This window comes from Sphingobacterium sp. NPDC055431, assembly GCF_053644255.1.
The window spans coordinates 23891-37503 of sequence record NZ_JBSHLH010000028.1 but is presented as its reverse complement, the minus strand read 5'-3'; the positions used below and the strand labels follow the sequence as shown (position 1 = coordinate 37503).

The 13613-nt window shown below is 41.4% G+C and carries 15 protein-coding genes; 7 read left to right on the top strand and 8 right to left on the bottom strand.

Features of this window, described 5'->3' with window-relative positions:
* Nucleotides 1-40: 40 nt before the first annotated feature.
* Nucleotides 41-898: a 3-keto-disaccharide hydrolase gene (locus ACWIB3_RS17685; protein ID WP_454292275.1), complete on the bottom strand. Its 858-nt coding sequence runs from the start codon at nucleotides 896-898 to the stop codon at nucleotides 41-43.
* 10 nt (nucleotides 899-908) lie between these two features.
* A complete protein-coding gene (locus ACWIB3_RS17680) occupies nucleotides 909-1688 on the bottom strand; it encodes an AraC family transcriptional regulator (RefSeq protein WP_454292274.1) in 780 nt (259 codons plus the stop codon).
* A 386-nt stretch (nucleotides 1689-2074) separates the two neighbouring features.
* Here ACWIB3_RS17680 and ACWIB3_RS17675 point away from each other — a divergent pair, with 386 nt between their 5' ends.
* Nucleotides 2075-3562: a succinate CoA transferase gene (locus ACWIB3_RS17675; protein ID WP_454292273.1), complete on the top strand. Its 1488-nt coding sequence runs from the start codon at nucleotides 2075-2077 to the stop codon at nucleotides 3560-3562.
* Nucleotides 3563-3683: 121 nt separating this feature from the next.
* Here the strand turns inward: ACWIB3_RS17675 and ACWIB3_RS17670 are convergent, their stop codons facing one another.
* The 5 genes from ACWIB3_RS17670 to ACWIB3_RS17650 form a co-directional block, all read right to left on the bottom strand.
* Nucleotides 3684-4271, bottom strand: a complete 588-nt coding sequence (locus ACWIB3_RS17670) for a porin family protein (RefSeq protein ID WP_093098522.1) — start codon at nucleotides 4269-4271, stop codon at nucleotides 3684-3686.
* Nucleotides 4272-4429: 158 nt separating this feature from the next.
* Complete coding sequence (locus tag ACWIB3_RS17665) at nucleotides 4430-5383, bottom strand: glycerophosphodiester phosphodiesterase family protein (RefSeq protein ID WP_454292272.1); 954 nt, start codon at nucleotides 5381-5383, stop codon at nucleotides 4430-4432.
* Nucleotides 5373-5903: a shikimate kinase gene (locus ACWIB3_RS17660; protein WP_454292271.1), complete on the bottom strand. Its 531-nt coding sequence runs from the start codon at nucleotides 5901-5903 to the stop codon at nucleotides 5373-5375. The genes ACWIB3_RS17665 and ACWIB3_RS17660 overlap by 11 nt, the downstream gene beginning before the upstream one ends.
* The gene (locus tag ACWIB3_RS17655; protein WP_454292270.1) at nucleotides 5900-7105 is read right to left on the bottom strand and encodes a BT_3928 family protein; all 1206 of its coding nucleotides are present in this window, start codon (nucleotides 7103-7105) and stop codon (nucleotides 5900-5902) included. The genes ACWIB3_RS17660 and ACWIB3_RS17655 overlap by 4 nt, the downstream gene beginning before the upstream one ends.
* Nucleotides 7106-7113: 8 nt before the next feature.
* A complete protein-coding gene (locus tag ACWIB3_RS17650) occupies nucleotides 7114-7653 on the bottom strand; it encodes a DUF1599 domain-containing protein (protein WP_185214296.1) in 540 nt (179 codons plus the stop codon).
* A gap of 127 nt (nucleotides 7654-7780) precedes the next feature.
* On the opposite strand from ACWIB3_RS17650, the gene ACWIB3_RS17645 reads away from it, so the two are divergent.
* From ACWIB3_RS17645 to cysM, 5 genes are read left to right on the top strand one after another with little or no spacing between them, the layout of a single operon-like run.
* The gene (locus tag ACWIB3_RS17645; protein ID WP_454292269.1) at nucleotides 7781-8314 is read left to right on the top strand and encodes a DUF4269 domain-containing protein; all 534 of its coding nucleotides are present in this window, start codon (nucleotides 7781-7783) and stop codon (nucleotides 8312-8314) included.
* Complete coding sequence (locus tag ACWIB3_RS17640; RefSeq protein WP_409529764.1) at nucleotides 8315-9103, top strand: HipA family kinase; 789 nt, start codon at nucleotides 8315-8317, stop codon at nucleotides 9101-9103. It abuts the gene before it with no gap.
* Nucleotides 9093-9476, top strand: a complete 384-nt coding sequence (locus ACWIB3_RS17635; protein ID WP_454292268.1) for a DUF3037 domain-containing protein — start codon at nucleotides 9093-9095, stop codon at nucleotides 9474-9476. Before ACWIB3_RS17640 ends, ACWIB3_RS17635 begins: the two co-directional genes overlap by 11 nt.
* 26 nt (nucleotides 9477-9502) lie before the next feature.
* Nucleotides 9503-10318, top strand: a complete 816-nt coding sequence (locus tag ACWIB3_RS17630) for a serine O-acetyltransferase (protein WP_185214299.1) — start codon at nucleotides 9503-9505, stop codon at nucleotides 10316-10318.
* Complete coding sequence (cysM, locus tag ACWIB3_RS17625; RefSeq protein WP_313261121.1) at nucleotides 10318-11190, top strand: cysteine synthase CysM; 873 nt, start codon at nucleotides 10318-10320, stop codon at nucleotides 11188-11190. Before ACWIB3_RS17630 ends, cysM begins: the two co-directional genes overlap by 1 nt.
* Before the next feature lie 64 nt (nucleotides 11191-11254).
* On the opposite strand, the gene ACWIB3_RS17620 is transcribed toward cysM, so the two are convergent.
* Nucleotides 11255-11944: a hypothetical protein gene (locus ACWIB3_RS17620; RefSeq protein WP_454292267.1), complete on the bottom strand. Its 690-nt coding sequence runs from the start codon at nucleotides 11942-11944 to the stop codon at nucleotides 11255-11257.
* 166 nt (nucleotides 11945-12110) lie between these two features.
* On the opposite strand from ACWIB3_RS17620, the gene ACWIB3_RS17615 reads away from it, so the two are divergent.
* Nucleotides 12111-13580 carry a DUF3943 domain-containing protein gene (locus tag ACWIB3_RS17615; protein WP_454292266.1) on the top strand — a complete coding sequence of 490 codons (1470 nt, stop codon included), beginning with the start codon at nucleotides 12111-12113 and terminating at the stop codon, nucleotides 13578-13580.
* Nucleotides 13581-13613 lie beyond the last annotated feature (33 nt).

Sequence of the window (13613 nt, the reverse complement as noted above, 5' to 3'; positions counted from 1 at the left end):
GACCAAAAGGTCAGCGCAGCTTTTTTTATGGGCATATTTCTTATTTGCTCAGGATTGATTTTACAACCTGATCTAATTTCTGTTTGTCACCCTTATAGGAGTCTAGGTCATAAAGTTCAACTTTACGGAAATCAATGGGATGGCTTTCACTTTGTAAATAGATATAGCCTTTGTCCAATAATTTACCATCTTGTTTCACCTTAGGATCCACTGGTGATGCACTTCCACCTCCAATTTGCGGTTTGTTGTATTCCAAAACTACCTGTCCATCCAGAACGTGCTGGATCAATGAATCTCCAAGTACGACAAACTCAGCGGTTACCCATTGGTCACCATGGTAAGTTTTCGATTTGGAGCTCAAACAATGTGGGGTGAATAACTTATCGTCAATTACGACATTGGTTCCGGGGGTACATAGGTTGGAAGTCGTGCGTTCGTCCTTACCGTTTCCGCCCAAGAGCTGTCCTTCGATAGAGATCGGGAAGTCTTGGTCTTTCAACATGGTTTTAGGATCTTGTCCATGCAACATGGCGCCGCTATTGGCCCATGCCCAGCCTTCGCCACCTTTGGTCTGTTCGCCTACAAACCTGTATTCTAGCCTTAGCACATAATAACCATATGGTTTATTGAAGGCTAAGTGTCCATACTGTTGGTTAAAATCATCATATCCATCATAACGGACTTTCAAAAGCCCATCTTCAACTCGGAAGGTATTCGCATAGTTGTCGCCTACTTCATGCAATCTAATCTTAGGAGTCCAATCTTTGATATCCTTGCCATTAAATAACTGAATAGGTTTAGGGGTTTTTACGGTTGTTTTTTGGTTGACTTGTGAGGTTGCTGAGCAAGAAAACATAGTTCCCAGCAGCAAACCGGCGATAATGGTCTTGAAATTCATTTATTAAGGATTATAAAAGTAAATTACGGTTTTTTACATATTCACTAGGGCGCACGCCAATAACCTTGTTAAAGGTATTGCTAAAGGTAGGCAGACTATTGTATCCTACTCGCAATGCCACTTCATTCACGCTAAGTTTGTCGTCCAGTAGGAGCTTCAAGGAGGTCAGCATCCTTAAGATCGTGAAGTATTGAATATACGACATGGCCAGTTCTTTCTGGAACAATCTTGCCAATGTCCTCTCGGAGATATCAAAATGCTCTGCCAGGCTCTTAAAACTGATGTTCTCGGCAATATTCAGTTCCAGATAATTAATGATCTGCTTTAGCTTGTCATTTTTAGGATAGGGAAGGGCCAAAGGCAACTCCGTTTGGGAAAGCTCAGGCAGGATAAGCTTAAAGGCTTTCGCAATAGAATAGCGAGGTTCTTCCTCAGGAAAGATGTTTCCGTTCCAGCGATTGGTAAACATGATCAATTCGATCAATAGATCGTTGACCGGATAGATATTGACCTTATCGAAAAATTCTGTGTCGGTCTCGTACTTAGGAAAGTACAGGTTTCTCATCACCACCTCGGAGCTACTCGGGTGAATGCTATGTTTTACATGCGGGGGAATCCAGATATAGTGGCGCGCAGGGAGAAAGTAAGATTTCTCTGCCGTCTTCAAAAAGACAACCCCACCTTCCGTATAAAGGAATTGACCTTTTTTGTGTGAGTGCTCAGTAACCGAGTCACCCATTACTGCATGATGACAATAGATACTGTTGTCATAAGTATCTACTTCTGTCATATAATATTTATCAATATATTCCTTTTGCATCCAGATGAGGCGTTAATGTGGCATAAATTTCCTGTTTTTATTTGAGAAAAGCAAAACAAGGGCGTTTTGAGGACCACAAGCCACAAGTGTTTGCCTTACATTTTTGAAATATTTTAAAAAAAAGATATCCACATCTTTTGAATATTATCGCATTTGCTCTAAATTAACAGCATCTAACATCAATCTATGGCGATTTCTTATCCTATCCACAAGGAATCTATAGTAAATGTGTCTAGTAAGTAATCAGTTACTTTTTATTTGTACAAAAAAAGTAACTGGCTATTATGAATAATTTAATAAATAAAATATTGACTAATATTGCCTCACTCTTTTAGAGGGAACACAAATGTATTGATATGTTGGACAGAATACGTCTTGAAAGACTTAAAGAAAAAGTTACTACTGCCGAAGAAGCTGTCAAATTAATCGAAGACGGTATGGTTGTAGGCTCCAGTGGATTCACCAAGGCTGGAGACAGTAAGGTCATCTTACCCGCATTAGCAGAACGCGCCAAAAAAGAAAATATTAAGATCACTTTAATGACAGGAGCATCCCTAGGTCATGGTACCGACGGGAAACTTGCTGAAGCTGGTGCCTTGAAAAAGCGTATGCCCTTTCAGGTAGACCCTGTCCTGAGAAGCAAAATCAATAATGGTGAAGTGCTTTTCATCGATCAGCACTTGAGCGAAAGCGCCGAACTCTTACATAATAAAAACCTTCCAGATGTAGATATCGCCGTTTTGGAAGTAACCTATATTGACAGAGATGGAAGCGTAGTACCAACGACTTCCGTAGGAAATTCAGTTACATTCGCTGCCTTGGCCAAGAAAGTAATCCTGGAAATCAATACCTCGGTCCATGAGAATGTTTATGGAATCCACGATATCTACCAAGCGGAAGATTACCCACATAGAAATGTAATCCCGATTGTCGCACCATGGAATAAGATCGGAAGGAAAACCATTCCCTTAAATCCGGATAAAGTAGCGGCCATTGTCTTTACCAGTCAACATGATAGCCCTGCGGACATCGCTCCACCTGATGAGAAAACCACCAAGATCGCTGAGCATATCCTGGAGTTTTTCGAAGAGGAGGTAAACCTAGGACACTTATCAGATCGTTTGCTTCCAATCCAGGCTGGAATCGGAAAAGTAGCCAATGCCGTTTTGACCGGTTTCTTACATAGTAATTTCTATGATCTGACCATGTTCTCTGAAGTATTGCAGGATTCCGCATTTGACTTAATGGATGCTGGAAAATTGAGCTTTGCTTCGGCATCATCGGTTACCGTTTCCAAAGAATGCTATGACAGGGTATTTGATAACCTTCAGAAATACCGCGACAAGTTTGTGCTTCGTCCACAGAACATTTCCAATACGCCAGGTTTGATCCGTCGTTTGGGAATCATAGCCATCAATACCGCTATTGAATTTGATATTTATGGAAATGTGAACTCTACCCATATCGGTGGGACCAAGATCATGAATGGAATCGGAGGTTCGGGAGATTTCGCGAGAAATGCCTATCTAAGTATTTTCGTGACCCAAGCCGCTTCCAAGGACAACAAGATTTCGCATATCTTGCCTATGGTGTCCCATACGGACCATACAGAGCACGATGTTGACATCTTGGTAACAGATATCGGTTTGGCAGATTTACGCGGTCTCGCACCAAGGGAGAGGGCGCAGAAGATCATTGACAACTGTGTACATCCAGACTATAGAGAAGAATTACAATCTTACTTCGACCGTGCTTGTCAGCGCGGTGGACATACTCCACATCTATTGGAAGAAGCCTTCAGTTGGCACATTCGCTTCAACGAAACAGGAAGTATGAAAAAATAATAATAGACTATTGTTTTATTTATTGCAAAAAAAGCTTAGCGAAATTTCGCTAAGCTTTTTTTTGGAATTTAATTTTTGATTGAAATCTTATCTGGTCAAACCAGAAAAGGTATTAATTCTACTATCTGTTTCTTCCTGGCAAATAAATCTGGAAACCAACTGATAATCCAAGGCCATTCTGAGTTCCAGAAGCATTAATATTGGCTTTTGAATAATTGTAACCAGCCATAACTTCCAATGCCACAGTTTGTGTTATGAAATGGGCATAACCTACATTTGCTCCCAGGTTAAGCGATACATCATCACCTGCAGAGCTTCCGCCGATTCCGACATCACCCTGTCCAAAGAAACGACCTGTTGCGCTAGCACCTCCAGGGAAGTAATAACGGACAAATGGTGAAATACCATATCCCCAATTATTAGGGTTGTCATCTTTTCCCGAAGTAAAACCCAGATTTGCCTGTGCACCTATTGCAATACCATCTGAAATAAAGTATCCAGCACGTGGATTCAACTGGATATTGAAGGATTCTCCTTCAAAGCTATATCCTAAACTTCCTACAGATCCACCAATCATCCAATTTCCTTGTCTGATCGGAGCCATACCAACATCCGCTGAAGATTGAGGTACGGTTTTTACTTCTACCTGTGCTGTGCTATAGGATAAGCAGCCTACTGATAAGGCTAATGTTAGTAGTAAATTTTTCATAATAATCTTGTTTTCTTTTAACTAATCAACAAGATGCAATTAATAATGTTTTCGTATTGATAAAATTTTATCTTTTGTAGGATATGGGTTACAACATATAAAAAGCCTTGTTAATCTATATTAACAAGGCTTACGCTATATTTTCTCTGAAAAATAGATTAATTAATGAAAGGCGATTCTATGTTTCTTTTTTTGATATAGAAATCCAATGCTTTCCAAGCTTCAAAGGGTCTGTCAGTCGATAGCACATCTGCTCCTCTAACGATAAAATCAGCATATAGCTGGTATCCCGCTTTTTCAGCCGATCGGTCTAAGTTGCCGATTGTCCCTAAAATGGATTTAATCCCATGCTGTCTCAACATCGTATATAGAGCAGTATCTGGCTCGCGAGTGCCCACAAAAGCGATTAATCGGGTATCTGGAATACTCAGTTCACTTAGGCGGTTCAGATCATCCCTGTTTTTGATCGTAGCCGAGATCATGAGATCTGGAGCCAACCTGTTCACAACCTCGGCTTGGTTAGCCGAGTAGGTGATGATAATGCTGTTAGCTTCTGCTTTTGCCTTTCGGATCAATTCAATAACCTTCTCATAAGGAACCGATCTCTTGACATCCAATGTATAGATAACCCTTCCGATACCCCATTGCAAGGCATCTTCTAAGGTAGGGATCCTGTAGTTTGTCAGCTCGCCATTGTTATCCCTTAGCTTGAGGTCTTTCAGTTGCTCATATGTTTTATTGGAAACCCGTCCTTTTCCAGTTGTGGTACGGTCTAAAGTTTCATCGTGCATCAGGACCAGAACAGAATCCTTGGTCATGGCAATGTCGCATTCAATGATGGCTGGCATCTTGCTGGCCACCTCTGCAAATGTCGGAATTGCATTCTCAGGAAAACCATCACTTGGACCACCACGATGGGCACTGACCAAAGGGTAGGAGTTCTCATTGTAAGTCAGGAAATGGTAAAGGTCATCCACTGTCTTCAGGTTGAAAACCTGATCCACCTGTGGCATATTGCTTATACTGCTCGAGCTATTTGTCCTAAAACAAGATGAGGACAGCAGTGCAAGCATTCCAGCGATAAAAATAGATGAGTAGAATCTATTGCTCATGTAATTCAATGTTTGCTATTACCAAGGAGACTAGGTCCTCCAAAGGTGTATTGATTTGATCGACCAAGATATGTGCGCGATCATAGAATGGGTTTCTTTCTTCCAGTTTGCTCTCTATAAAGTTCAAGAGTTCATCCCCAGTAAAGCCTTTCAAGGCCGGTCTCTTTTTGACATCAGATTGGCTTAACCTGCTCCATAAGGATTTTGGGCTGTGCTTCAGATAGAGGACGGTTCCATTTTCCAATAACCAATCCATATTGTCGAAGTAACATGGCGTACCACCGCCCGTAGAAATAATGCCAGATTTGTCCTTTTGGGCATGCAATATTTCTCTTTCGATTTCCCTGAACTTATTTTCGCCATTTAAAGCAAAATATTCAGGGATGCTCATGCCGATATGCTCAACAATTTCATGGTCCAGGTCCACGAAAGGAGCCTCTAAGGCATTTGCCAATTTCTTTCCCCATGTGGTCTTCCCACTTCCCATAAAGCCAATCAGGAAAACTGGTCGCTGAATCATTCTACTTTGTCTAGATATTTAGTTATTAACTCATGTTTGCTAGGAAAATTGTACTGCGACCATTTTTTTACAACGGTACCATTCAGCATCAGCATAACCCCAGGGTTTGCGCGGACCATACTTTTCAATGGAACGGCATCCACATAGAATGTCTCCAGCACAAGGTCCATTTGGTCATTCAGGTAGTTTACTTCATCAGAAAATGAAGCAGTCGCCAAAACGGCCCTGATATTATAGTCTTCAGAAAGGTCCCTGATCGTCGTGTTGATGCGGTCCAATGCCGCTAAATCAAAAGGTGACATCTTCTTAAGGTCTGTACTTACCACAATAAAATTGTAATATGGGTTTTGGATCACTTCCTCTGTGCGATCTGTACCGTCCATATCCGTAATAATCAAATCAGGTATTTTTACTTCATATCCTTTTTTGATCAACCTAGTCTGCGGATCACCCACAACTTCCCAGTTTTCATCCTCCCACAGCTTCTGACCCATGTATTCTTTGTCAGTTACCTTTTTTGTCTCATTCGTGGTTTTATTCTTCAACTCGTAGATATGTTCAAATACATCAGGCTCAGCACCTTCCGGTACCTTCATCAATTCAGGTACATTGTTTCCTTCTTTATAAGGAAGGAAGTCTATAAATGGAAGGAAATAATAGGTATATATCCCAATACCAAATGAACCCAATATGATGAGTGCAGTCAACAGATTTCTGGTAAATAGACTTCTAATGAAAGGTTTGATCTGATCTCTTTTAATAAAGATAAAAACGATCAGGATCAATAAAATGAGGTCCTTAAAGAAAGATTGCCAAGGGGTCAATGGAATGGCATCACCAAAACAGCCGCAAGATTTGACTACCTCAAAAAATGCAGAGTAAAAGGTCAAAAAGGTAAAAAATATGATCAAGAGCAATAAGCCCCAAGCGACCTTCTTGCCAGCTACACCCAGGATCAACAGACCACCGAGGATGATCTCGACAGCACAAAGGAAAATAGCGATCCAAGTGGCATAATCACTTAGGAATCCAAGGTTGAGGACATGGAAGTATTCTTGCAGCTTATAGCCAAATCCCATCGGATCATTGGCCTTTATCAATCCGGAGAAGATAAATAATAATCCAACCAGAATTCTAGCAATCCATAATAAAACATTAGGTTTGGGTTGTTTTGTTTGGGAATAGCTCTGTGTATAAGTCATGTTGTTCGTTATTTTGCCAAACCTAATTTGATCAGTGCAAAGACTGCATAGTTCAGCATATCTTGATAGTTTGCTTGTAATCCTTCCGATACCAAAGTTTGGCCATCATTGTCCTCAATCTGTTTTACACGATGCAATTTCATCAAGATCAGATCGGTCATCGATGAAACACGCATGTCCCGCCAAGCCTCGCCATAATCATGGTTTTTGGCAAACATCAGGTCGCGGGTCTCATTCACCTTTTCGGTATACTTCTCCGCCACGATTTTGGGGTCCAAGTTCTCGTTTTCCGTATTGCCAATTTCCAGTTGAATCAAAGCAATCACACAATAATTGATGATTCCAATGAATTCATCGACTACTCCTTCGCCAACTTTCGATTCCTTTTTTTCTTCCAAAGAACGGATACGGGCGGCCTTGATATAAATCTGATCAGTCAAAGAACTTAATCGTAAAATTCGCCAAGCTGTACCATAGTCTTTGGTCTTTTTAATAAATAGCTCTTGGCATATGTTGATAATACGATTGTATTCTGTATTTGTATCCATAAATTGATTTTGCATTATAGTATGAGTCTCACAAATATAGCTAGAATATCCTTAACCTTTAAGTCACTTTACAGTACAATTTCCTCGATTTTCAATATTTATGAGCACTTTAGATTAACTTTGAAGGATGGAATCTGCTAGGTTTTTTGATCTTTCCTATCTCAAAATGGGCACTTCACTGCAAAGGAAATCTTATGATTTGATCCGGAATCATAGGATAATGGAAGCTTTGCAGGATTTCAAACCCGTCCTTATTGGAACCATTCCCATTGACATAGCTGTGTGGAACAGCGATTTGGATATCGCCTGTGAGGTCTATGACCTCGACATATTTAAAAGAAAATGTCATGAAAATTTCGAAAAACACAATGGATACAGCTTTAAAGTAGAAACTGTGCGTGGAATAGAAGTTGGAATTGCTAACTTTAAAATTGATGATATGTTGCTGGAAGTCTATGGAGAGGGGAGACCGGTGGCTGAACAGTATGGTTTTCGACATCTGTTGATCGAGGCCAAACTTTTGGAGACCTTCGGCGAGGAATTTAAACAACAGATCATCAAGCTGAAGTCGCAAGGAATAAAGACTGAACCGGCTTTTGCCAAATTATTGAAAATCCAAGGAGATCCTTATGAGGGTCTCCTAAACTATAACATAGAATAGATGCTGGAAATAAAGAGTCCTGAAATTAGAGAGGTGAATATCATCCGATATGTCCAACCTTTTCGCGAAGGTGGTTCGCTGCCCGGATTGGTTGATGCGGATGATGGATTTAGCTATGTGATCAAGTTCCGAGGAGCTGGACAGGGGAAAAAAGCCTTGGTCGCTGAATTTATCGGTGGCGAACTGGCTAGGTTCTTAGGACTTCGGGTTCCTGAAATGGTGTATGCCGATCTGGATGTAGGCTTCGGCAGGACCGAACCGGATGAAGAGATCCAAGACCTGCTCAAGTTTTCAGTAGGCAAGAACCTCGGTGTAAGTTATCTGAATGGAGCTATCACCTTTGATGCCAATGTCGATGAAATTTCCTCCGAGGAAGCTTCCAAGATCGTTTGGCTGGATGCCCTTTTGATGAATGTAGATCGGACCGTGAAAAATACCAATATGCTGATCTGGCATAAGGAATTATGGCTTATAGACCATGGGGCAGCACTTTATTTCCACCATAACTGGGACAATTGGGAAGAAACCGTTGATAAACCTTTCGTTCAGATCAAGGACCATGTCCTCTTATCCAAGGCCAAAGATGTTCCCCTTATCGATGCAACCTATAAAGAGCTGTTCAACAAAGAAAATATCAGGAAAATCCTCGATGTAATACCCGATGAATGGTTAATTGATGAGGTTCGCGATCTTAGTGCTGATGAAGTGCGTGAAGTGTATGTGGAGTTTATTTCCAGAAGAGCGAGCCATTCTGAAGTTTTTGTAAATCAAATTCAACATGCAGGATAGGACTTTATACGAATATGCTGTGGTAAGACTGGTTCCGCGTGTTGAAAGAGAGGAATTTGTCAATGTAGGCGTGCTGTTATATTGCAGGAAGCAACGATATGCCAATATCCTGTACCATGTGGATGAAGGCCGCTGCGAATTGTTATATAAGGATATCGACTTTGACCAGATCCGGGCTCATTTGGAATCCATGAAGCAAGTCTGTTTAGGGAGCAAAGAGGGTGGGGCCCTTGCCCAATTGGATCAAACCGAACGTTTTCGTTGGCTAACCGCTAAACGGAGCACCTTGATCCAATGCTCTGCCGTACATCCAGGCTTATGCTTAGATGCAGAAAAAACACATCAAGAACTCTTTGAAAAACTAGTGCTTTAAAATTTTTAAAATAATTCAACCTACCCATGATAATGGAGGATTTCTATCAACATATATACGAAAAACAACAGGCTGTCCAAGATATGCCCAGCAATAAAGCCATTGCTCATTGGGCAGTTGAATTGCTGCATCTGTTGTTCCCTGAACGGAATTCAAGAACCTTCAATACGGTTCAGGAAATTGAAGCTGCATTCAAGCAGGCTGAGGCAGATCTCTATCTTTTGCTTTTCAAAACAAAAGCATGTTCCAGCTGCAATATCAAGAAAGTATCCGAAAAGTTCTTTGCTAACCTGCCTTCCATCTATCAGCGCATGCTGACCGATGCAGAAGCCATCATGGAAGGCGATCCGGCAGCACAGAGTCTGAATGAAGTGATACGGACCTATCCCGGTTTTTTGGCTATCAGTATCTATCGATTGGCCAATGAACTGTGGATCCAAGGAATCCCTTTGATTCCACGGATACTGACGGAGCATGCACATTCAAAAACAGGCATTGACATCCATCCAGGAGCTTTCATCGATGAGTACCTACATATTGACCATGGTACCGGTATCGTGATTGGAGAAACCTGTAGGATCGGCAAGCATGTCAAGCTGTACCAAGGGGTAACCTTGGGTGCCTTGAGCGTGGAAAAGAACATGGCCAATACCCAGCGGCATCCCATTATCGAAGACCATGTCATTATCTATGCTGGAGCGACCATCTTGGGAGGTGAAACCGTAGTGGGCCATCATTCTGTGATTGGAGGAAATGTGTGGTTGACCAGCAGCGTTGACCCTTATACGACCGTATATCATCAACCCAATTCAAAATTTATTGACTCTAAACCTTTAGCATAATGGCGAATATCATAGACTTAATTGGAAATACACCGATGGTGGAAATCAAAGGATTTCATGACAACCCTAAGGTTAAAATATATGCAAAACTTGAAGGGAATAATCCCGGAGGTTCGGTAAAGGACCGTGCCGCTTTAAATATGATCCGTTCTGCCATGGAACGTGGCGAGATCAATAAGGATAGCAAGTTGATTGAAGCCACAAGTGGCAATACCGGTATTGCCTTGGCCATGATCGCGAGTATGTATGGCTTAGAGATTGAATTGGTGATGCCATCTACTTCAACAAGGGAGAGGACCTTGACCATGGAAGCTTTCGGGGGTAAGGTGACGTTGTTGGACAATATGGAGGTGAGCCGGGACTATGCCGAAGAAAAAGCCGCAAGCGGTGAATACTTTATTCTCAATCAATTCTCCAATCCTGATAATTACGAAGCCCATGTAAAAACTACGGGGCCCGAGATCTGGCGTGATACCGATGGAAAGATTACCCACTTTGTCAGTGCAATGGGAACTACAGGAACCATTATGGGCTGTTCAATCTATTTGAAAGGCCAGAATCCAGAGGTACAGATCGTAGGTTGTCAACCTACTGAAGATTCCTCTATTCCCGGCATCAGAAGATGGCCAGAGGAATACCTTCCAAAGATTTTTGATCCAAGTAGAGTGGATCGAGTTATAGACATCGACCAAAAAGATGCAACCCAGAGAGCTAGGGAATTAGCCAGAAAAGAAGGGGTATTTGCCGGGATGAGCTCTGGTGGAGCTTTTCAAGCAGCCTTGACCGTGGCTAATGAAATCGAAGAGGGCGTTATTGTATTTATCGTTTGTGATAGAGGCGATCGATACCTCAGTTCAGACCTCTTTGGTTAAGAGATTATCATAAAAAGAATCGGGGCCTTCATTTGAATGCCCCGATTCTTTTTATGATAAATTTCTATTTATTGTCCCTAGACCAGATCTCAAAGATAGGGTCACCTTTTGAGCTCAAGCCACTGTGGTTCCAAGCGCCATCTTTGATTTCGCCATCAAAGGACAAGGAAGCACCGACACGGCTATTGTCTCTGGAGAAGAATAGGATGTTTTCGGTATATTTCTTATCCTTAAAACTATATTTTCCTCCACCGGTACCATAAAAGCCCTTTTCAGCAGGATTTATGGCAATCCATTGGAAATAGCCGTCAACCAATATTTTGATAGTCTTTCTGTCGCCACGCGGTATATTGGACATTTTATCTTTTTCTTTCCTGCCGGTTATCCGCCACAGACCTTCCAAATCCTGTTTATTGGCAGTTTGTTTCGCGAAGTTCAGGGTTCCCATTTTGATGCCTTTACCATCCAATTGGGCGTTTGTGGCCTTTTCAGTGCCTATTTCAGCTGGATTGGCATCATTATATTCCACGTTTACCTGTATTCCATTGTTTGATGTGCTAAATGGACCTCCCCAGGTAGAAATATACTTGTTGTCTTCATATTGGATATATGAACTGTAGCCATCTACAAATAGCCATAGGTGATTGACATTTCCATCTTTTGCGAGGTAAGCTCCATGTAGGGGCTGCTTGGATTGAGCAATGACTGCAAAGCCCATCAGCAGAATGGCCAAACTTAAAAATAGTCTTTTCATGTTGTGATTCTGTTGGTTATCCCTTAAATATAATTAAAACCATTTAAAGCGCAAACTGTTTTGAACCTGACAAAAACGCTTTGTCACGAATGGGTAGGAATCGAAATTTGAGTTTTCGCTTTCAGGCTAATACATTAATTTTACGCCAAATTTAACTTCTATAGCATTGCAACTAAATCACAGGACACTATTTCTTCTCACGTGGGTCTTAATTTTATCCACTTTAAAGTCACTAGGTCAGATAGAGACCAAATCTGTTACTGACACGATAAAATTTAGAAAAGACAGCTTAGCTGTCCTTCCCGATGAACCTGCGTTTATCAAGGATACCTTAGAATGGGACCTGAATCCCAAGAGGGAAAAGAAATTTTGGCGTGCAGGAGCTCAATGGTTTTTGGCTCAAGCTTTACCGGCTTCCTTCAACCGTTTTATCACGAAAGATCCTTATTCATATATCAGTTTCCAAAACTTTTTGGACCATCAGCGATTTAGTGCCTGGGATTGGGATGACAACCAATTTACCACCAATCAGATTGACCATCCTTTCCATGGACAGATTTATTTCAATGCCTTTCGTAGTAATGGTTACAATTTTTACCAATCCTCCCTGGCCACGGTAGCCGGAAGTTATATATGGGAGACAGCTGGCGAAACACAGCACCCTTCCATCAACGATTTAGTCAATACCACCTTTGGAGGGATATTGATGGGGGAGATGATGCATCGGGTTTCCCGCAACATCCTTGCGAGAAACCGTACGGACCATAATAGGATCGGAAACGAGATCGTAGCGACTTTGGTGAATCCTATCAACGGATTGAATCGCTTTTTAGATGGTAAATGGGGTAAACCGATAGATGATTATTATGGAGCCGACTCTTCTGTCATCAAGGCGGAACTGGATTTAGGAGTGCGACGCTTTGATGCCAAGGAAGGTGATTTCCTGAATGAAGGAAAGAATGCTTTTTACGGTCGATTGCGATTTATCTATAGCAATGGTGACCATAACTATAAAAGACCTTTTGATCAGTTCTCTGTAAACCTAGAATTGGGAAATGGGGACAGTTCATTTATTAATGGGGTCAATGTACATGCCCTACTTTATGGTGCAAAATTCTTTAAGTCTAAAAAGGGGGATCATTATGGTACCCTGAATGCCCATTATGACTTCTATAACAACGATGCCTTTTTTTACGGAGGACAAAGTTTGAACTATAATTGGCTGTCTGAATTCAGATATAATAAAGGCAATCGCTTGAACCTGTCTGTGGGAGCGGGAGCGGTGATATTGGCCGCAGTTCCTGATCCATATTTGTTATATGGAGCCAGTAGAAACTACAATTATGGGCCCGGTGCATCGTATAGGTTCCGTGGAGATTTGATGCTCTTAGATCGCTTTATTTTAAGTGCTGACTATAATGGTGGGGTGTTTTTTACCATTTCGGGTACGGATTCATACTATGTCCTCCACGGACTGAACGTCGAAGCCAGCCTGAGATTATATAAACGTTGGTCCATCAACTTGAGTTCTGGTTATTTCAATCTCCAAGGTCATTTCTATGATCAGCAATATCCAGACTTTAATCGTGAATATCCTTATGGTAGGTTGTCCGTAGGGTATAATATATTCTTCTAGAAGTTAACACAAAAGACATTTATTTTTAATAAA